This window comes from Cyanobium sp. ATX 6F1 (assembly GCF_024346315.1).
In the GTDB taxonomy this organism is placed as follows: domain Bacteria; phylum Cyanobacteriota; class Cyanobacteriia; order PCC-6307; family Cyanobiaceae; genus ATX-6F1.
The window spans coordinates 23,974-42,981 of record NZ_JAGQCS010000009.1 but is presented as its reverse complement, the minus strand read 5'-3'; the positions used below and the strand labels follow the sequence as shown (position 1 = coordinate 42,981).

At 69.7% G+C, this 19,008-nt stretch carries 20 protein-coding genes and 1 tRNA gene; 12 read left to right on the top strand and 9 right to left on the bottom strand.

The window, feature by feature from the left end; all coding sequences use genetic code 11:
• Positions 1-266: 266 nt before the first annotated feature.
• Positions 267-1,235: an integron integrase gene (locus KBZ13_RS12950; RefSeq protein WP_255009754.1), complete on the bottom strand. Its 969-nt coding sequence runs from the start codon at positions 1,233-1,235 to the stop codon at positions 267-269.
• Positions 1,236-1,351: 116 nt separating this feature from the next.
• Here KBZ13_RS12950 and KBZ13_RS12945 point away from each other — a divergent pair, with 116 nt between their 5' ends.
• On the top strand, positions 1,352-3,448 hold the full coding sequence (locus tag KBZ13_RS12945; protein WP_255009752.1) for a bifunctional aldolase/short-chain dehydrogenase: 2,097 nt from the start codon (positions 1,352-1,354) through the stop codon (positions 3,446-3,448).
• Positions 3,449-3,450: 2 nt separating this feature from the next.
• Here the strand turns inward: KBZ13_RS12945 and KBZ13_RS12940 are convergent, their stop codons facing one another.
• Complete coding sequence (locus tag KBZ13_RS12940; protein ID WP_255009750.1) at positions 3,451-4,845, bottom strand: sodium/glutamate symporter; 1,395 nt, start codon at positions 4,843-4,845, stop codon at positions 3,451-3,453.
• A complete protein-coding gene (locus tag KBZ13_RS12935) occupies positions 4,842-6,866 on the bottom strand; it encodes a S9 family peptidase (RefSeq protein ID WP_409995659.1) in 2,025 nt (674 codons plus the stop codon). Before KBZ13_RS12935 ends, KBZ13_RS12940 begins: the two co-directional genes overlap by 4 nt.
• Positions 6,867-6,917: 51 nt before the next feature.
• Between KBZ13_RS12935 and def the strand changes: the two genes are divergently transcribed.
• From def to KBZ13_RS12910, 5 genes are all read left to right on the top strand, one after another.
• Positions 6,918-7,523: a peptide deformylase gene (def, locus tag KBZ13_RS12930; protein WP_255009749.1), complete on the top strand. Its 606-nt coding sequence runs from the start codon at positions 6,918-6,920 to the stop codon at positions 7,521-7,523.
• A 4-nt stretch (positions 7,524-7,527) separates the two neighbouring features.
• On the top strand, positions 7,528-7,725 hold the full coding sequence (locus KBZ13_RS12925) for a hypothetical protein (RefSeq protein WP_255009747.1): 198 nt from the start codon (positions 7,528-7,530) through the stop codon (positions 7,723-7,725).
• A 352-nt stretch (positions 7,726-8,077) separates the two neighbouring features.
• A complete protein-coding gene (locus KBZ13_RS12920; protein WP_409995658.1) occupies positions 8,078-8,680 on the top strand; it encodes a DUF3747 domain-containing protein in 603 nt (200 codons plus the stop codon).
• Positions 8,681-8,734: 54 nt separating this feature from the next.
• On the top strand, positions 8,735-8,905 hold the full coding sequence (gene rpsU / locus KBZ13_RS12915) for a 30S ribosomal protein S21 (protein WP_010304532.1): 171 nt from the start codon (positions 8,735-8,737) through the stop codon (positions 8,903-8,905).
• Positions 8,906-8,975: 70 nt separating this feature from the next.
• A complete protein-coding gene (locus tag KBZ13_RS12910) occupies positions 8,976-9,116 on the top strand; it encodes a hypothetical protein (protein ID WP_255009745.1) in 141 nt (46 codons plus the stop codon).
• Between the two features lie 6 nt (positions 9,117-9,122).
• Here KBZ13_RS12910 and KBZ13_RS12905 read toward each other — a convergent pair whose 3' ends face one another.
• Positions 9,123-10,652 carry a YifB family Mg chelatase-like AAA ATPase gene (locus KBZ13_RS12905; RefSeq protein ID WP_255009743.1) on the bottom strand — a complete coding sequence of 510 codons (1,530 nt, stop codon included), beginning with the start codon at positions 10,650-10,652 and terminating at the stop codon, positions 9,123-9,125.
• 65 nt (positions 10,653-10,717) lie between these two features.
• Here KBZ13_RS12905 and KBZ13_RS12900 point away from each other — a divergent pair, with 65 nt between their 5' ends.
• From KBZ13_RS12900 to KBZ13_RS12890, 3 genes are all read left to right on the top strand, one after another.
• Entirely contained in the window at positions 10,718-11,089 is a 372-nt protein-coding gene (locus KBZ13_RS12900; RefSeq protein ID WP_255009879.1) for a histidine triad nucleotide-binding protein, read from the top strand.
• Positions 11,090-11,159: 70 nt separating this feature from the next.
• Entirely contained in the window at positions 11,160-13,151 is a 1,992-nt protein-coding gene (locus tag KBZ13_RS12895) for an ABC transporter ATP-binding protein/permease (RefSeq protein ID WP_255009742.1), read from the top strand.
• A gap of 7 nt (positions 13,152-13,158) precedes the next feature.
• On the top strand, positions 13,159-13,371 hold the full coding sequence (locus KBZ13_RS12890) for a chlorophyll a/b-binding protein (RefSeq protein WP_255009739.1): 213 nt from the start codon (positions 13,159-13,161) through the stop codon (positions 13,369-13,371).
• Between the two features lie 33 nt (positions 13,372-13,404).
• On the opposite strand, the gene KBZ13_RS12885 is transcribed toward KBZ13_RS12890, so the two are convergent.
• The 4 genes from KBZ13_RS12885 to psbX form a co-directional block, all read right to left on the bottom strand.
• On the bottom strand, positions 13,405-13,896 hold the full coding sequence (locus tag KBZ13_RS12885) for a TolB family protein (protein WP_255009737.1): 492 nt from the start codon (positions 13,894-13,896) through the stop codon (positions 13,405-13,407).
• Entirely contained in the window at positions 13,893-14,450 is a 558-nt protein-coding gene (locus tag KBZ13_RS12880; RefSeq protein WP_315859636.1) for a Tol biopolymer transporter periplasmic protein, read from the bottom strand. Before KBZ13_RS12880 ends, KBZ13_RS12885 begins: the two co-directional genes overlap by 4 nt.
• 2 nt (positions 14,451-14,452) lie before the next feature.
• Positions 14,453-15,394 carry a Ycf66 family protein gene (locus KBZ13_RS12875; protein ID WP_255009735.1) on the bottom strand — a complete coding sequence of 314 codons (942 nt, stop codon included), beginning with the start codon at positions 15,392-15,394 and terminating at the stop codon, positions 14,453-14,455.
• Between the two features lie 95 nt (positions 15,395-15,489).
• Entirely contained in the window at positions 15,490-15,612 is a 123-nt protein-coding gene (psbX, locus tag KBZ13_RS12870; protein ID WP_255009733.1) for a photosystem II reaction center X protein, read from the bottom strand.
• A gap of 76 nt (positions 15,613-15,688) precedes the next feature.
• Here psbX and KBZ13_RS12865 point away from each other — a divergent pair, with 76 nt between their 5' ends.
• A complete protein-coding gene (locus KBZ13_RS12865; RefSeq protein WP_255009731.1) occupies positions 15,689-16,039 on the top strand; it encodes a YggT family protein in 351 nt (116 codons plus the stop codon).
• Between the two features lie 29 nt (positions 16,040-16,068).
• Here KBZ13_RS12865 and accC read toward each other — a convergent pair whose 3' ends face one another.
• Complete coding sequence (gene accC, locus KBZ13_RS12860) at positions 16,069-17,430, bottom strand: acetyl-CoA carboxylase biotin carboxylase subunit (protein WP_255009728.1); 1,362 nt, start codon at positions 17,428-17,430, stop codon at positions 16,069-16,071.
• 108 nt (positions 17,431-17,538) lie between these two features.
• Here accC and KBZ13_RS12855 point away from each other — a divergent pair.
• Both KBZ13_RS12855 and KBZ13_RS12850 read left to right on the top strand, forming a co-directional pair.
• Positions 17,539-17,620: transfer RNA gene (locus KBZ13_RS12855), tRNA-Leu, on the top strand.
• A 70-nt stretch (positions 17,621-17,690) separates the two neighbouring features.
• Positions 17,691-18,986, top strand: a complete 1,296-nt coding sequence (locus tag KBZ13_RS12850) for a glycosyl transferase (RefSeq protein ID WP_255009727.1) — start codon at positions 17,691-17,693, stop codon at positions 18,984-18,986.
• Positions 18,987-19,008: the final 22 nt, after the last annotated feature.

Below are 19,008 nucleotides of genomic sequence, written 5' to 3'. Positions count from 1 at the left end.
ACGAACTGCGCTATTGCTCTTGCATTATCGCGATGCTTTGGGGCTTTGCAACCTCACGTGTCGAGCGGGCTTACTGAGGTTTAGAGGAATGCCCAACAATAATTGGGCGGGTCCTTGGTCCCTTCTACATGCTCCCTATTCAACCGCATAAAACCATAGTGCCCTGCCCTGTAGGAGCTTAGATCCCTTTCAGGCCTACCGATCACAGGGGCCTTCGCGGCTTGTTCTGACCTTTAGCCGGGTCTGAGAACCAACTGTTCGTCAGGTTACAGAAGATCAGCCGGGCTTCGAACGCCGAGTGTGCCGTGGTTCAGTACATGGGTGTAGATCATGGTGGTCCTCACGTCGCTGTGACCGAGTAATTCCTGGATCGTGCGGATGTCCTGCCCGCGTTCGAGAAGGTGGGTCGCGAATGAATGGCGGAGGGTGTGGCATGTAGCTGGTTTGCTGATGCCCGCCGCCATTACATCCCGCCGGACTGCTTTCTGGATCAACGAAGGATCCAGGTGATGTCGACCTTCCTGGCCTGTGGCTGGATCGCGCCAGCGCTTGTGCTGCGGGAACACCCAATGCCAGCCCCATTCCACTGGTGCGTTGGGATACTTTCTGGCCAGAGCATGGGGCAGAAGAACTCGGCCCCAGCCTGAGGCAAGATCGGCCTGGTGAATCTGGCGCAAGCCATTCAGGTGCTGCCAAAGGGCAGCAGTCTGGCTTGATGGCAGGAGCGCTCTGCGATCCTTGTCACCCTTGCCGGAGCGCACCATCAGTTCATGGCGCCCAAAATCCAGATCATGAACGCGAAGGCGCAGCGCCTCCTGCAGCCTCAGTCCGCTGCCATACAGGAGTCCCGCTACCAGTGCCTCAGCGCCGCTGAGCCGTCTCAGCACGGCGCGTACTTCTTCCACGGTGAGCACCACCGGTAGACGTTGTTTCGTTCGCGCCCGTGCCACGCCATCAAGTTCCACATCTCTCTCCAGCAGCACGCGGTACAGGAACAACAGTGCTGCCAATGCCTGGTTCTGCGTCGACGCGCTCACCTGCAGATCGACCGCCAGATGGGTGAGGAAGGCTTTCACCTCGGCGCTGCCCATCTCGCGCGGATGGCGCATCTGGTGAAAATGCAGGAAGCGTCTCAGCCATTGCTCGTAGGTCTTCACCGTGCGCCTGGCGTAGTGACGCACCACAAGTTCCTGTCTGTACCGCTCCATCAGCCGGGGCGGCCGGTTTGTCGTCATCCCAAGGGCGTCGTCGTCGCTTCAGTGTTCCCACGGCACGGCTGCGTCTGATTCCCGGCTCTTCATTGCCCCCGCCCCCCGTAGCCTCCAGGCGCCACCACCGCACCCCTGCGCCCATGCCCGCCCGTAACCGCTGGTCGGACGCCGGCGCCGCTGCGGCCGTTGAGCGCTATGGCGCCTCCGGAATTTCCGAGGCCCTGGCGCTGCGCACCTTCACGGCGCGGCTGCTGGGGTCCGATCCGGAGCTGGTGCTGCACGGCGGCGGCAACACCTCGGTGAAAACGAGCGTCTCGGGGCTGCTGGGGGAATCGATTCCGGTGCTGTGCGTCAAAGGCTCCGGCTGGGACCTCGCCACGATCGAGCCCCCCGGCCATCCCGCCGTGCGCCTGGAGCCGTTGCTCGCCCTGCGCGCCTTGGCGGCTTTGAGCGATGAGGACATGGTGGCGGCCCAGCGCCAGAACCTGATCGACCCGGCTGCCCCCAACCCCTCGGTGGAGGCGCTGCTGCACGCCTTCCTGCCCCATCCTTTCGTGGACCACACCCACTCGATCGCCCTGCTGGCGCTGGCGGATCAGCCCGACGCCGAAGCGGTCTGCCGCCGGATCTACGGCGATCGGGTGGCGATCGTGCCCTATGTGATGCCCGGTTTTGCCCTGGCCAAGGCGGCCGCGGAGGCCTATGAGGCGGCCGCGGCCCGGGCTGCTGAGCAGGGCCTGGAGCTGGAGGGGATGGTGCTGCTGCAGCACGGCCTCTTCTCCTTTGGATCCACGGCCAAGCAGAGCTACGAGCGGATGATTGCGCTGGTGGGGGAGGCCGAACGCGCCCTGGGCCAGGTGGAGCGCTCGTTCCAGCCGCTTCCCCTGCTGAGCCCCGCCGCTCCTGCGGCGGCGTTGCTGCCGTTGTTGCGCGGGGCCCTGGGCCGGGCCGCCGGCGCCGCAGGCCTCCGCTCCCACTGGCTGTTGGATCTGCGCGCCGATGGGCCCGCCCTCGCTGTGGTCAACGACCAGCGCCTGGCTGACTGGGCCACCCGGGGCGTTGCCACCCCCGACCACGTGATCCGCACCAAGGCCCGCCCCCTGGTGCTGCCGCCCGCACCGCCCGCCGGCGACGCCGAGGCCTTAACTGCCTGGGCCGCCGCCGCAGAGCGGGCCCTGGCGGCTTACATCCCCGACTACCAGGCCTACTTCGCGCGCCAGAACGCCCGCGTCGGCGGGATCAAAAAGCCCCTTGATCCCCTGCCCCGGGTGCTGGCCCTGCCGGGGCTGGGCCTGATTGGGGTGGGGGCCAGCGCCGCCGCCGCTTCTGTCACCGCCGACATCGCCGGCGCCTGGGCCGCCACCCTGCTGGCCGCCGAAGCCCTTGGCTCCTTTCGGCCCGTGGGCGAAGACGACACCTTCGACATGGAGTACTGGAGCCTGGAGCAGGCCAAGCTAGGCAAGGGCTCCGAAAAACCCTTGGCCCGTCAGGTGGTGCTGGTCACCGGCGGGGCCGGCGGCATCGGCGCCGCCACCGCCCGGGCCTTCGCGGCCCACGGGGCCGATCTGGTGGTGCTCGACCTCGATGGCGAAGGGGCAGGGGCCACGGCGGCCGCCTGCGGGCCGCTGGCCCTGGGCCTGGGGTGTGATGTCACCAATCCGTTGGCGGTGCGCGCCGCCTTCGCCGCCGCCTGCGCCCACTTCGGTGGCCTCGACATCGTCGTTTCCAACGCCGGGGCCGCCTGGAGTGGCCCGATCGCCCAGCTCCCTGACAGCGACCTGCGCGCCAGCTTCGAGCTCAACTTTTTCGCCCACCAGCACGTGGCCCAGGCGGCGGTGGCGGTGTTCGAAGACCAGGGCTTCGGCGGCCAGCTCTTGTTCAATGTCTCCAAGCAGGCCCTCAACCCCGGCCCCGCGTTCGGCGCCTACGGCATCGCCAAGGCGGCCCTGCTGGCCCTCATGCGCCAATACGCCCTCGAGGGTGGCCCCAAGGGGATCCGCGCCAACGGCCTCAACGCCGATCGCATCCGCTCCGGCCTGCTCGACGACACCATGATCCAGGAGCGCGCCGCCGCCAGGGGTCTCACGGAGGCGGACTACATGGGCGGCAATCTGCTCGGCCAGGAGGTGCGCGCCAGCGATGTGGCTGAGGCCTTCGTGGCTTTGGCGCGGATGGAACGCACCACCGGCGCCCTGCTCACGGTCGACGGCGGCAACGTGGCGGCCATGGTGCGTTAGCGCTAGCGGCGGGCCAGCCACAGCCCCAGGCTGATCCAAGTCACCACCAGCACCAGGCAGAGCGCCGTCCAGGCTGGCAGCCCGATGCTCATCACCGCCAGCGGTGCGCCCACCGTGATCACACCGCCGGCGATCAGGGGCTGCAGGATCAGCTGCTTGATCGAGAACGCTGGCAGAGCGTCGGAGTCATCGGCGGGGTCGGCCATGCGCAGCAACAGCAATCCGCTGGCGGCCACCCCCGTGCCCTGGCCGAACTCCACAATCCCGCGCTCAAACCAGGGGGCCGGCAGGATCCTTGGCGCCAGCAGCAGCAGCACCCCCAGATTCCAGGCCAGCCCCACCGTCGCCAGCACGGTCAGAGGTAGCCAGTCGTGCCGCAAGAGTGAAAGATCCAGGCAGGCGGTGGCCGCTGTGATCAGCAGATCCGCCGCCAGGGTGCTCACCAGGCTCTGAATCGGCGCCGAGGTCCAGTGCCCCTTGCCGGTCTTCTCCAGCACCAACCGCACCAGCAGCGAACCCGCCAGGGCCAGCGGGAACACCGGCAGGGCATCGATCACCAGCTTGAACCCACCCCCCAGCTGATCCGCCACCAAGCCCAGGGAGGTCCAGAGCAGGTAGCCCATCACCACCGCCACCCCGGTCAGGGCCAGGTTCACCGCCCAGCGCTCGGCGCTGCCGGGGCTGGACACAGCCTGAGCTGATGGCTTGGCGATCGCAGCAGCCTCTGCCGGTAGGTCGTTCGAGACCGGAACGACCACAGGCTCCTGCCGGTCTGCCAGCAGCCAGCCTCGGGCGCGCCCCAAGACAACCACCAGCCCGCCTACCAACGTGGCCGCCAGGAGCCCCACCGTGGAGAGCGCCAGCCCCAGGGCCTCGCCCCCCGGGAAGCCCAGATCGGCGTAGATCGGCCCCATCGCCGCGGCTGAGCCGTGGCCGCCCTCGTAGGCCACCTCAATGAGGCAGGCCATCAGCGGACTCACCCCCAGCCAGGGTTGCAGCAGCAGCAGAACCACCAGCCCGGCTACCAGGTACTGGCCGAAGGCGAGGGTGAGCGCCATCAGCACCTGCGCCGATAGCGGCCGCCACAACCCCGCCGGGTTCGGCAGCGGCTTGCCCAGCAGCAGGCAGGCGAACACCAGCGTCAGCAGCGCCGTGGGCAGCTCCGACCACAGGGCGATCACCGGTTCGGGCACCAGCGGCACCAGGCCCGTGGGTGCCACCGCCAGTCCGATCGCCCCGGCCAGCAGAGCTTCGGGGATGCCCAGCAGGTGCAGCCCCAGGGCGTTGCCGAGCAGTCGCCCCAGAGCCAGCAGCACGGCCAGGCCCGCCACCGCCACCAGCACGGTGGCTCCCCAGGTCTGCCAGGCCGCCAGGAGCATGGGGGCGAGATCGTTCATGGGAGAGCGGGGAGGCCGAACTGGCGGCGGAAGAAGGCTTCGCTGGCCTCCAGCACCTGGCGTTGCACCGCTCCGCTGCGGAAGCCGTGGCCCTCCCCGGGGAACAGGTGCACCTCCGCCTCGATGCCGTTGGCCCGCAAAGCGGTGGCCATGCGCTCGGTCTGCTCGGGTGGCACCACCTGGTCGTCGAGGCCCTGGAAGAAGATCACCGGGCAGCGGATCCGGCCGGCGTGCTCCAGGGGTGAACGTTGCGCATAGAGCTCCCTGGCCGCGGGCCAGGGTCCCACAAGCCCATCCAGGTAGCGCGCCTCGAAGCGGTGGGTGTCTTCGGCCATCGCCGCCAGATCGGCCACGGCGTAGCGGCAGGCGCCGGCGCGGAACACGTCGGTGAAGCAGAGGGCCGCCAGCACCGTGAAGCCCGCGGCGCTGCCCCCCTCGATCGCGATCCGCTCCGGGTCCGCCTTGCCGGCTGCCACCAGGGCCAAGGCGGCGGCGGCGCAGTCGACCACATCCACCACGCCCCATTGGCCATCGAGCCGCTCGCGGTAGGCGCGCCCGAAGCCCGTGGAGCCGCCGTAGTTTACATCCACCACTCCCCACCCCCGCGACGTCCAGTAGGGGATCACGGGGTTCAGGCCCGTGCGCGCCATGGCCGTGGGGCCGCTGTGCCCCTTCACCAGCAGGGGCGAGCCTGAATGCGCGCCCCCGAGGGGCGGGTGGTACCAGGCGTGGGTGGGCGCGTTGCCGTAGCCCGCGAACCAGAGGGGCTCGGGTGGGCTGATCAGTTCCGCCGGCAGGGGCTTCGCACCGGCAGGCCGATGGCTCCAGCGGCCCGTGGCCAGCTCCAGCGCCAGCAGTCCCTGGCCCGCCGTGGGACCACTGGCGATGCAGGCCAGCCGACCGCCTTCGGCGACCACATGGGCCAGATCGTCGAAGGGCAGCTCCAGGGGCTGCCAGCGGCCGCTGGCTCCAGGGGCTTCAGGAAGGACGATCCGTCCCAGCTCCCAGCGGCCCTGCCTGCAGGCGGCCGCCACCAGCTGCTCCCCGTCCCAGGCGGTGGTGGCCATGCCGTAGACCCACTGGGGCATGGCGAATTCGGCCTCCACCTCCAGCAGCGGCTGCCAGATGGTGGGGACCGTCTCCAGCCGGTCGGCGGCCTTCAGCCCATCAGCCCCCGCCAGGCGCTCCAGGTTCCACCAGCCGCTGCGGTCGTTGGCCACCACCAGATCCCCGTTCGGCAGCCACAGGGGTTGGAACACGGAGATCCCATGGCGGTCTGCTTCCCCCGATCCGGCGATCACCCGGGCCTCCACCAGGGCGCCGCTGGCCTCCAGTCGGCCCAACCACAGCTGGCTGCGCTCCCAGGGCATGAACGGCTGCTGCCACTCCACCCACACCAGGTGCCGGCCGGAGGGGCTGAGGGCGGCGTAGCCGCAGAAATCGGCAGGGGTGTGCAGCCGCACCGGTTCCCCCCCCGCCAGGTCCACCGCCACCAGCTGGTCGCGGCCGCCTTCTTCCATCACCCCGATCCAGCGCCGGCGGGCGCCATCGATCAGGCCATCGGCGAAGGCGCGCGCACCCGGTTGGGTGAGTCGCTGGGGTTCCGGTGGCGCATGGCCCTCGGCCTTGCCTGGGCCGCCGGCGAGGGTTGGGCCCAGGTCAAGACGCCAGAGGCAGCGGTCGCCGTCGTGGACGAACACCGCCAGGGGCTCCGCCAGACGTTCCGGTTCCTTGCTGGCCCCGTGCCACTCACCGAGGGCATAGACCCCGCCGCCGTAGTCATGCACGCGGCTGCGCAGGTTCCAGGGTCCCGGTGTCAGCTCCACCGCCTCGGCATCGGGGCGCTGGCGCACAAGCAGGGTGGTGCGGCCCTGCTCCTGGGGTCGCTGCTCCAGCCAGAACAGCCGGCCCTGGAGCCAGTGGGGTTCCTTCAGCGCCGGGGTCAGGCCCACCGCCAGCTCGATGGGCAGCGGCCGGATCCCGGCGCTGGGGGCCGCCCGTGGCTTGCGCCCGTCGCTCAACTGGCCCTCCGGCACGGCTCCTACAATCGATCCATCGTTTCAGGTGGTGTCGTGGCCAGCCTCTTCGCCCAGATGGCCCGCACCGCGGAGCAGACCAACCGGGGCGTGCAGGTGTCCAAGGAACCCCTCGACAGCCCGCCCCTGCGCATTCACACCCTGGGGGAGCAGTCCCTGCGCGCGCCCGCCAAGCGCATCAGCAAGGTGGATGAGTCGGTGCGGGAGCTGGCCCGGAACATGCTGCTGAGCATGTACGCCGCCCGCGGCATCGGCCTGGCCGCCCCCCAGGTGGGGGTCAACAGGCAGCTGCTGGTGATCGATCTGGATCTGGAGAACGCCGCCACCCCGCCCCTGGTGCTGATCAACCCGGAGATCACGACCACCAGTGGTTCGCTCGAAACCTATGAGGAAGGCTGCCTGAGCATCCCCGGGGTCTACCTCAATGTGGTGCGGCCCAGCGCCGTGGAGCTGAGCTTCCGCGATGAACAGGGCCGCCCCCGCCGCCTCAAGGCCGACGGTCTGCTGGCCCGCTGTGTTCTCCACGAGATGGACCACCTCACCGGTGTGCTGTTCGTGGACCGGGTCACCGATGAACTCAGCCTCAATGAGGAGCTGCAGGAGAGGGGCTTCGACCGCACCCACGTCCGCTCCATCCGCTGAACCGATGCCGATGAAACCCTTGGCCGGCCTGTTCCTGGCCCTGGCCTGCGTACTCGGCATCGCCGCCACCGGATCGGTGTTCGAGCTGGCCTACGGCGACCCTGATCTGGGGGTCACCCTCACCGGGCTGATCCTCGGGCTCAGCCTGCCCGGCACTGCCATAAGCCTGCTGGTCGCAATTCGTCTCAACAACCCGGTCTGAGCCCCCTGGCGCTGGGCGGGAGCACTTCTACGATCTCCCCATCGCCGTCCCTGTTGTCGTGAAACGCACCGTTCCTCCCGTGTTGCTCCCCCTGGCCATGGCCGTTGTGGCGACGGGATTCGTGGGCGCGGAGGCCCCGCGGGCCCTGGCCCAGGCCGTCAAGACGCCGGTTCCTGCCGTTGCGGTGACTCCCCTGGCGGACGCTGGACCGGCGAAGGCTGTTCCCCCAAAGGCTGTTCCCTTAAAGGCTGTTTCCACTGAACCTGTTCCCGTTACAGCTGCTCCTACAAAAGCTCTCCCGCTAACAGCTGTTCCTCTGAAGGCTGCCCCGTCGAGCGCCAATCCGGCAGCCGTGGCACCAGGTGCCGCTGGCCTCCCCTCCCCCGCGGTGGCGAAGACCATGCCGGTGGTGGTCTCCCAGGGGGCCTTGTTCGACGCCCGCGACGTGCTCCAGGAGCGTTTCGTGCTGGTGGCGGCCCCGATCGGCTCGGGCGAGCGGGCCCAGCTCAACATCTATGAGCAGGTCAGCAATCGGCGCCCCTGCTTCGCCACCGCCGGCGCCGCCCCCGCCCAGGTGGATCCGTTGCTGGGGAGCTTCGATTTCACCGGCATCTGCAATCGCTTCATCGATGGCAACGGCTACTCCCTGCGGGTGGGCGGCAGTGATCTGGGCACCGTCTACCGCCTGAGCGTGGTGCGCCAGGCGAATGACACCTTCCTGCTGGCCTCGCCGACCAAATCCAATCCAGGACCCGAGATGGTCGTGGCCCGCACCGGCGGCCCCGGTTCCGGCTTCCTGCAGCTGGTGCCCGAGCCGGGTTGGAAGCTGATGCGCCGGCACTTCGGTGCCCGCGCCCTGGGCCACGTCTACGTCTACCGCGATTCCTGGCCCACCGAGGCCCTCACCCAGCAGCCCCCGGTGCCCCCCACGCCGCCCACCCGTCCCGCCAGTTGAAGTCCCAGGAAGGGCGCTTGCTACCATCGTCCATCTCGGCCTTATCCCTGCTTCATGACCCAGGTCACCGTCGGCGAAAACGAAGGAATTGAATCCGCTCTCCGGCGCTTCAAGCGCCAGGTGTCGAAGGCGGGCATCTTCGCTGACCTCAAGCGCCTGCGTCACCACGAAACCCCGGTCGAGAAGTACAAGCGCAAGGCCCAGCAGCGCCGCCGCCGCCGCTGAACGGGTGTTTTCACCCATCCCCGGCTGAGGCTGGAATGATCAGCATGGAGATGTTCCCCGGAGCATGGCCATGGGCCACCTGATCCGTGATTTCACCCACTGGTTCGCCAGCGCGCTTGGCTACACCTTCGGCCATCCCCACCCGGGCGAAGCACCGCCTCCGCCGTTGGTGGGGGTGCAGCCCTACCGCGACCATCCCCGTCGACGCTGAGTTGGCTTAGGGGCGATCGAAGGAGCGAAAGGTGAGGGCCTCGGCCACCGCTTCGGCGCCGATGGAGCCTTCGCCGTTCAGGTCGGCGATCGTGCGCGCCACCCGCAGAAGCCGCTCGGCGGAGCGGGCGCTCAGGCGCCGCTGACGGATCGCCCCCTCCCAGAGCGCCAGGGCCTTGGGGATCAGATGGCTGTGGCGGCGCAGGTCGGCGCCGCCCAGCAGGCTGTTGGCGCAGCCCCCGGGGTTGCGCTGCGACATCCTTGCGCGGGCCTGCCGCACCCGCTGGGCCACCAGTCGGCTGCTTTCGCTCTGGTGGCCGGGGCTCGCTCGGGGCTCGAAGTCCGCCACCAGCTGCTCCGCCTCCAGCCGGCGCACGATCACCTGCAGATCGATGCGGTCCAGCAGCGGCCCCGACAACCGCGACCAATAGCGTTCGCGTCGCTGCTCGCCGCAGCTGCAGACCCGCTCCGGATCCCCGAACCAGCCGCAGGGGCAGGGGTTGGTGGCGGCCACCAGGGCCACCTGGGCCGGGAAGCGGCTGCGCTGCCGCGTGCGGCTGATCCACACCTCCCCCTCCTCCAGGGGCTGCCGCAGCTGGTCGAGCACGTCCCGGCGGAATTCCGCCAGTTCATCGAGGAACAGCACCCCGCAGTGGGCCAGCGACAGTTCCCCGGGGCGGGGGATGGCGCCGCCGCCGATCAGGGCCGCCCCGGAACAGCCGTGGTGGGGGGCGCGGAAGGGCCGTTGGCTCAGCAGGCTGCCATGGCCGCCCAGCAGCCCCGCCACCGAATAAAGCTGGGTGAGCTCCAGCATTTCGGGTTGCTCCAACGGCGGCAGCAGCCCCGGCAGGCGCCGGGCCAGCATCGTCTTGCCGCTGCCAGGGGGACCCACCAGCAGCAGGTGATGGCCGCCCGCGGCGGCGATCTCCAGGGCACGGCGGCCGTGGGGTTGGCCCTTCACATCGGCGAGATCCAGGGTCGGCGGCACCCCCTGGGCAGGCAAGGGCCTGCAGGGGCTGGCCTGGGCGGGATCCGCCAGCAGCGCCACCACCTGGGCCAGGCTCCCGGCGCACCACACCGTGAGCCCCTTCACCAGGGCGGCCTCGGCCCCGTTGGCGGCCGGAAGCACCAGGGCCCGCGCGCCACAGCGCCGGGCGGCCAGGGCCAGGGCCAGGGCTCCGCGCACGGGCCGCAGGCGGCCATCGAGGCCCAGTTCACCGGCGCACCAGATGCCCGCCAGTTGCTCTGCCGGCAGCTGGGCGCTGGCCACCAGCAGCCCCAGGGCGATCGGGAGGTCGAAGGCGGGGCCCTCCTTGCGCAGGTCCGCCGGTGCCAGGCTCACCACCACCCGGGTGAGGGGCACCCGGAAACCGCCGTTGCGCAGGGCGGCCCGCACCCGCTCCCGCGATTCCTGCACGGCCGCATCCGCCAGTCCCACGATCGACAGCCCCGGCAGCCCCGGGGCGATGTCCACCTCCACGCTCACCTCGACCCCGTCGAGGCCCTGGAGGGCGGCTCCGCTGCACCGTGCCAGCATCGAATCAAGGTCTCACTGCCCTTTCCAGTGCCACCTTCTGTCCCACCGACCGCCTCGCCGGCGCCATGGCCGACCCCAGCCCCACCGCATCGAACGCCCCCAGCGACACGATCTTCGGCCGCATCCTGCGGGGGGAGATCCCCTGCGATCCGGTGCACAGCGATGAGCTCTGCCTGGCCTTCCGCGATGTGAATCCCCAGGCGCCGGTGCACGTGCTGGTGATTCCGCGCCAGCCCCTGGTGAACCTGGCCGATGCCAGCGATGACGACGCACCCCTGCTGGGCCACCTGCTGCGGGTGGCGGCGAAGGTGGCCGCCGCCGAGGGGCTGAGTGGCTGGCGCACGGTGATCAACAACGGCGCCGGGGCGGGCCAGACCGTGTTTCATCTGCATGTGCACGTGATCGGCGGGCGCCCCCTGGCCTGGCCCCCCGGCTAGCCGCCTGGGTAGCCCGTTGGGCCGCAGCCCGCACCTCCAGCGGCGACAATGGCGCCACATGCAGCGGTCCATGGGTCCCCTGAAAGCCTTCCGCGACCAGCTCGGCAAGCTGCAGCGCCTGGCCCAGCCCTATTTCCTCCCCGTTGAGGACACCAGCCCCTGGCAATTCCTGCTGCTGGTGGTCGCCCTGCTGGCGGTGGTGGTGGGCCTCACCCTGCTGCTGCTCACCGGCACCGTGGCCGCCACCGGCGCCCTGATCCCGGAGCTCCGCGGCCGTTTTCTGCCCGGTGTGCCCGAGCAGGTGAGTGCCCTCTGGCGTGGCCCCATCGGTCCAGGGGTCCTGGCGGCCTTCGTGGCCGGTCTTCTGGTGTTCGGCAGTCAGCGCTCCAAGCTGCGTCAGGGCCGCTGGCTGCCCTGGGTGCTGCTGGGGGTCATCGCCCTGCTGATCCTGGTGATCAACGGCATCAACGTCGGCATCAGCTTCATCGCCCGAAACGTCGACAACACCCTGGTCGCCTACGACAGGGATGGGTTCTGGAAGACCGTCGCGATCTATGCCTTCTGCCTGGTGCTCGCCCTGCCGATCCGGGCGATCCAGAGCTATCTGATTCCCAAGCTGGGGCTGCTGTGGCGGGAATGGCTGAGTGGACGCCTGATCACCCGTTACCTCTCGAACCGGGCCTACTACGTTCTCGATCCGAACGATGAATCGTTTTCGGAGATCGACAACCCCGACCAGCGGATCTCCCAGGACACGGCCAGTTTCACCAGCACCAGCTTGAGCGTCACCGTTGAGATCCTCGCGGCGCTGCTCACCTTTTTCAGCTTCATCATCGTGCTCTGGAGCATCAACTCCAAGCTCGCCCTGCTGCTGCTGGCCTATTCCGTGGGCGGCACGGCGCTGATCGTGTTCGCCAGCCGCAAGTTGGTGAAGCTCAACTTCCAGCAGCTCAAGTTGGAGGCCGACTTTCGCTACGGCCTGGTTCACATCCGCGACAACGCCGAGTCGATCGCCTTCTACCGCGGTGAGAAGCAGGAGGCCCAGGAGGCGGAGCGGCGGCTGGGGGGGGCGATCCGCAACTACAACGGCCTGATCATCTGGGAGGCGCTGATCCAGGTGATTCAGCGCTCCTACGACTACTTCTCCCGCTTCCTGCCCTGGCTGGTGATCGCGCCGATCTACTTCGCCAAGGAGGTGGATTTCGGCGTCTTCGGTCAGGCCAGCATCGCCTTCTCCCAGGTGCTGTTTTCGGTCAGCTACATCGTCAACAACATCGATCGACTGGCGGCCTTTTCAGCCAGCATCAGCCGTCTGGAGAGCTTCCAGGGCCGGGTGGAGGAGATCGCCAGCCAGGCCAGCAGCGACGCCGCCATCGCCCTGGAAGCCGCCGGCGACGGCCCCGCTGTCGATGCGATCGTCGTCCAGCACATCGACCTGGTGCCCCCCGGCAGCGGCCGGGTGCTGATCCACGACCTGAGCGTCGAGGTGACCCCCCAGGAGCGGCTGCTGGTGGTGGGGCCGAGCGGCTGCGGCAAGACCTCTTTCCTGCGGCTGGTGAGTGGCCTGTGGGCGCCGGCGGCGGGCAGCATCCAACGGCCGGCCCTGGCCGATCTGCTGTTCATTCCCCAGAAGCCCTACATGATCCTGGGCAGCCTGCGGGAGCAGCTCTGCTACCCGCTGCAGCCCGATCGCTTCAGCGACGACCACCTGCGCAACGTGCTCGAGGAGGTGCGTCTGGGCGAGTTGGTGAACCGCTATCCCAACCTCGACATCAAGCTCGATTGGCCTCGGCTGCTGTCGCTTGGGGAGCAGCAACGGCTGGCCTTCGCCCGCCTGTTGCTCAATTCGCCCCGCTTCGTGGTGCTCGATGAGGCCACCAGCGCCCTCGATGTGAGCACCGAGCGCCACCTCTATGCCCTGCTGCGGGATCGGGAGATGGCCTTCGTGAGCGTGGGCCACCGCCCCACCCTGGCCGATTTCCACACCCGCGTGCTGGCCCTCGATGGCAACGGCAGCTGGCGGCTGGTGCCCGCTGCCGAGCATGACTTCACCCAGAACTGAACCCACCATGAGTCCCTCCCCCAGCGACGATCCCTCCGCGCCAACAAAGGAGACCCCGGCCACCAGCGCCACCACCGGCGATGTGCCGGCCTTCGGCTGGAGCGCCTACGCCGAGCGTGTCAACGGCCGTTTCGCCATGGTCGGTTTCGCCGCCGTGCTCCTGATCGAAGCGCTCAGCCACCAGAGTTTCCTGAGCTGGGCGGGTCTTGTGCCGTCCTGACAGGCGTTGTTGGGCCACTTCAGGGCAGCCCGTTCAGGGCAACTCGATCAGGTCCACCTGCCAGAGGCCGCCCCGGCTCACCTGCACCGCCAGCAGGCGCCCATTGGCGCTGAGTTGCACCTGGCGCGGCACGCCCGGAGGCTCCATCGGCAAGGGCTGCAGGGTCTGCAAACTGCGGCGGTAGAGCACCAGTTCGGTGCGTCCATCCAGTTGGCGCACCAAGGCCAGCCGTTCGCCGCGCCCATCGACGCTCACGCTCAGGGGCTGGGCGTCCGGTCGATTGAGACCCGGCAGGGGCACCGGGGCGCCACGGCTCAGTTCCACCAGCTGCACCTGCTCGCGGCCCGCACGGCCACTGATCCAGGCCAGCCAGCCAAGGCCCAGCGAGGGAGCGCGGCCGTTGCCGGCGCGCTGCAGTTGCTCGTTGAGGCCACCCATGGGCTGGAGCGGCGTGCCGCCGCAGCCCGCGAGCAGCAGCAGCAGCGCCGCGCTCGTCAGGGCCTGTTTCACGGTGTCACCCCTCATGGGGGCGAGCCGCTCAGGCCCTGCCCCGGGGCCAGGTCCGGCTCCAGCAGCGCCCCCAGATCGAACACCTCCACCCGCGAGCGGCCCTGGTCAAGGAGCTCGAGGGCGATGCGGCGACCATCCGGGGCCAGGCTCAAGCGCTCGGGTTCCAGATCACCCGGCAGATAGAGCGGATGGCGTGCCCCGGTGGCCCGGTCTTCGATCAGGGCCAGCCGCTTGGCGCCCTGCTGGACCACCACCGCCAGATAGCGCCCGTTCCAGCTCAACGACGGGGAGCTGTGGGGCTGCTGGCCCCCGAGGTGGCGCAGGGGCAGGATTCGGCCGCTCTGGCGTTCCTGCAGCAGCACCGTGCGGCGGCTACCGCGTTCCACCACGCTGGCCAGGTAGCGGCCATCGCCGCTGAGGGCGGGGTCTTCGCGGCCTTCGATCCCCAGACCCAGCGGCGCCGCCGCCTGGCGTCGCACTCCAGTGAGCAGAGCGCAACTGGAGAGCGTAAGGCCGAGGGCCAGCAGGAGCAGACCGGAGGCGGCCCTATGAGGCCGCGGCGCTGGCACGGTCAGTCGTCGAAGCGGGAGCTGTTGTCACGCAGGCCACCGGCGGGCGGCTCACTGGGGCGGGAGGCGGCTCCACCTGGGCGGGGGCCCTGGGCTTCCGGCCGTGGGGCACCGGGGCGGGAGCTGGGGCGCACCGGGGTGAAATCGGCGTCGCTGATCGGTGAACCCTGGGGCACACCGGAGGCCCCCAGGCCCGTGCCGCGACCGGGGCTGGGCTCGCCGCCAGGGCCCCCTCGGCGGCTGGAGCGGGGCAGGTTGTCGGCACTGGCCACCGGGCGGCTGCCGCGGCGAGGTTCGTCGCGCTCCCGGCGGCGGGTGCCGAAGGCGGATGGGCCCGAGGTTGCCTCAGCGGAGGCTCCCGCGCTGTAGCGGCTGGCGCGGGGTTCGTAGGTGGGCTCGGGGCGAGCGGGGGGCCGGCTGCCGGGGGTGTCCCAGTCATCGGCGGGGCGGGGGCCACGGCTGGCGGCCCGCTCGGGGATGGCGGTGCGGGCCGGCCGCCTGGGCCGGTAGAGGTCGTCATCGGGGAGCTCCTCACCGCGGGAGCGGATGCGGCGGCGCAGGGGCTCCGGCTCATCGAAGCGGTCGTTGTCGGTGCCCCACTGGTCGCGGCCGCCGCCCATGCGCGGCCCGGGACCGGGCTCGTCGTCGTCGAGGAAGGAGGAGCGGCGGGCCTGTTCGGTGGTCACCCCGCGCAGGCGCACGCTCTCATAGGCGAAGAACACCGTGGTGCCCGCCAGCAGGAACTGGCCGAACTGGAGGATCGGATCCAGGCGCCAGCCCTGGAAGAAGAGGATGCCGCCGCAGAGCAGGCCGATGGCGGCGAAGAAGACGTCGTAGTCGCGGGCGAGGGCGGGCTTGAAGCTGCGCATGAAGTACAGCAGCGCTCCCCCCACCGCCAGCACAATGCCGACGATGCTGGCCCAATTCAGGCTGGCATTGACCACGGCTGAAGCTCCTCAGGCAGAACGCTTGATCACGTTCTCCGCAAGGAGAACCCGTTAGGACACTTTAGGGACCCTGGCGGCCGAAGCCAGCGGCTTCAGAGCTTCCGGTCAACCTGATCTTTCTGGCTGATGAACACCAGGGCGACAGCGATGGGCACGACCACGATCACGGCGCCCCAGGCGAGGCTGTTCAGGAAACTGGCGAGGGAAGGGGTCATGGCGCACTCAGCTGTGCTGAAATCCTAGGTAGGCAGGGCCACTTCCTACGATGAAGCCCCCTGCGCTTAGGGCTTTGTGACGGGTGATCGTTCGTTGCCTCTCGAGCGGCTGCTGGCCGTGCTCCCGGCCCTGCAGCTGGTTCTCGGCCTGCTGCTGGCGGCCTGGACGCTGCTGTTCCTGTTTCGGATCGTGCTCACCTGGTACCCCCAGGTGGATCTCAGCCGCGGGCTGATGGCGGTGGTGGGCTGGCCCACCGAACCGCTGCTGGCGCTCACCCGCCGGCTGGTGCCGCCGATCGGCGGCGTCGATGTCACTCCGGTGATCTGGGTGGGGCTGATCAGCCTGCTGCGGGAACTGCTGGTGGGCCAGCAGGGACTGCTCACCCTGGTGCTGATCCGCAGCCAGGACCTGGCCGCTGTCGGCTAGGAACGGGTCAGCGGTCGTTCAGCGGCCGATTAACGGCCAGGAGGGGGCGGCAGCATCTCCTGTTCCACGAACTTGGTGTGCACGTCGCCGCGCTGGAACTCGGGCCGATCCAGCAGAGCCAGGTGGAACTCGATCGTGGTCGGGATGCCGGTGACGGCGCATTCCGAGAGGGCCCGGCGCAGGCGCCGCAGGGCATGGTCCCGATCAGTCCCCCAGACAATGACTTTGCCGATCAAGGAGTCATAGAAGGGCGGAATCTCGTAGCCCGTGTAGACGTGGCTGTCCACGCGCACCCCCGGACCACCGGGGGGGAGCCAGCCGGTGATCCTGCCGGGGGCCGGGCGGAAGTTCTGGCTGGGATCCTCGGCGTTGATGCGGCACTCGATCGCGTGGCCGCAGAGCTTCACATCCTCCTGGCGGAAGCTCAGGGGCTCGCCGGCGGCGATACGGAGTTGTTCGGCGATCAGGTCGATGCCCGTGACCATCTCGGTGACCGGGTGCTCCACCTGGATGCGGGTGTTCATCTCCATGAAATAGAAGTCACCGCCGCGGTCCACCAGGAACTCCACGGTGCCGGCGCCTTCGTAGGTGATGCTGCGGGCGGCGGCCACGGCCGCCTCGCCCATGCGCCGGCGCAACTCAGGGTCGAGGGCGGGGCTGGGGGCCTCCTCCAGGAGCTTCTGGTGGCGGCGCTGGATCGAGCAGTCGCGCTCCCCCAGGTGCACCACGCTGCCGTGGCGGTCCGCCAGGATCTGCACCTCGACGTGGCGGGGCCGGTCGATGAATTTCTCCATGTAGAGGCCCGGATTGCCGAAGGCCGCCTCGGCCTCCCCCTGGGCCGCCTTGAACAGACTTTCGAGCTGCTCGGCTTCGTTCACCAGGCGCATGCCCCGGCCGCCCCCACCGGCGGTGGCCTTGATCATCACCGGGTAGCCCATGGCCCCCGCCAGCCTGGCCGCCTCCTGGGGGCTCTTCAGCAGGCCTTCGCTGCCGGGGATGGTGGGCACGCCCACGCCCTGCATGGTGGCCTTGGCGGTGGATTTGTCGCCCATCGCCCGGATCGCCTCGGGGGAGGGTCCCACGAAGATGAGCCCGTGGGCGGCGCAGATTTCGGCGAAGCGATCGTTCTCCGCCAGGAAGCCATAGCCCGGGTGGATCGCATCGGCGCCGCGGGAGGTGGCGGCGGCAATGATGTTGGGGATGTTCAGGTAGCTCTTGGAGCTGGGGGCTTCGCCCACGCAGACGGCCTCATCGGCCAGTTGCACGTGCAGGGCGTTGCGGTCGACCGTGCTGTAGACGGCAACGGTGGGGATGCCGAGCTCGCGGCAGCTGCGCAGGATCCGGAGAGCGATCTCGCCGCGGTTGGCGATCAGCAATTTGCCGATGGGCATCCGGAGCGGCAGAGCAAGGGCAGGCCGCTGCGGACTGTATCAGCGCTCACTGAGGAAGCTGATGCGTATATTGCTCAGCCGGAGGGCTTCTCGAAGCCAGCCGCCCACGCGGATGTGGTGGAATTGGTAGACACGCACGTTTGAGGGGCGTGTGGCTTCGGCCTTACGAGTTCAAGTCTCGTCATCCGCATTTTTCTTTCTCCACAACCCGGCCCCCCTCCGTGACTGCTGCACAGCCGGGTTCGGGTTCCCGTGAGCCCATGCTCCCTGGCACCGCGCCTGCCGGCGCCGCTCCGGCTGAAGCCGTGATCGTGCTCGTCTGCAACGGTCCCGGCGAGCTGGCCACCTGGGTGCGCCCCCTCGCCCGTCGGCTGCACCGGGACGTGCCCCTGCGCCCGCTGGCCCCAGCGGCAGCGATCGATCTGCAGCTGGTGCTGGTGCCCTGCCCCAACGCCACCGGCTCGGAAGCGCAGGTGGCCCGGCGCATGGGGCTGTTCAGCCGGGTGCTGCCCGCCGAGCGCTTCTGGTGGCTGCTGCTGCGGCCCCGCCGCCATGGCCCCTGGCCGGATCATGGGGTGGTGGTGTTCCTCGGCGGCGATCAGTTCTGGACCGTGCTGCTCTCCTGGCGCCTCGGCTACCGCCACCTCACCTACGCCGAGTGGGTGGTCCGCTGGCCCCGTTGGAACGACCGCATCGCCGCCATGGGCCCCCAGGCCGCCGGCCGGCTGGCCCGGCGCTGGCGGCCCCGCTGCGAGGTGGTGGGGGATCTGATGGCGGATCTCTCGGAGTCGGCGCGCAGCGACGCGCCCCTGCCCCCCGGGGAGTGGGTGGCGCTGATGCCCGGCTCCAAGCGGGCCAAGCTCCAGGTGGGGGTGCCCTTTCTGCTGGACACCGCCGATCGCCTGCGGGCGCAGCGCCCCGGCTGCCGCTTCCTGTTGCCGGTGGCCCCCACCACCAGCGTCGAGGAGCTGCTGCGCTACGGGGGGCCGTCCAACCCGCTGCAGTCGTCCTACAGCCAGGGGGCTCCGGAGCTGCGGGAGGCGGCGGGGGCGCGCTGGCTGGAGACCCCCGCCGGCACCTTGATTCGCCTGGTGGAGGAGCAGCCCGCCCACGGCGCCCTCAGCCAGTGCGTCCTGGCCCTGACCACCGTGGGGGCTAACACCGCCGAGCTGGGGGCCCTGGCGGTGCCGATGCTGGTGCTGGTGCCCACCCAGCATCTGCACGTGATGCAGGCCTGGGACGGCTGGCTGGGGCTGTTGGCCCGCCTGCCGCTGTTGAGCTGGCTGCTGGGGGTGGCGCTCACCGCCTGGCGCATGCGGAACCGGGGCTATCTGGCCTGGCCCAACATCTCTGCCGGACGGCTGGTGGTGCCCGAGCGGGTGGGGGCGATCACGCCGGCTGAGATCGCCGCGGAGGCGTTGGACTGGCTGGAGCACCCCCAGCGCCTTGAGGGCGTGCGCGAGGACCTGCGCAGCCTGCGGGGCCAGCCCGGGGCCGTGGCGGCCCTGTCGCGGCTGGTGCGAGAGCTGCTGCCGGCGCCCCGAACCGCTCCCTAGCCTGGAGACACGCTCTTCTCAG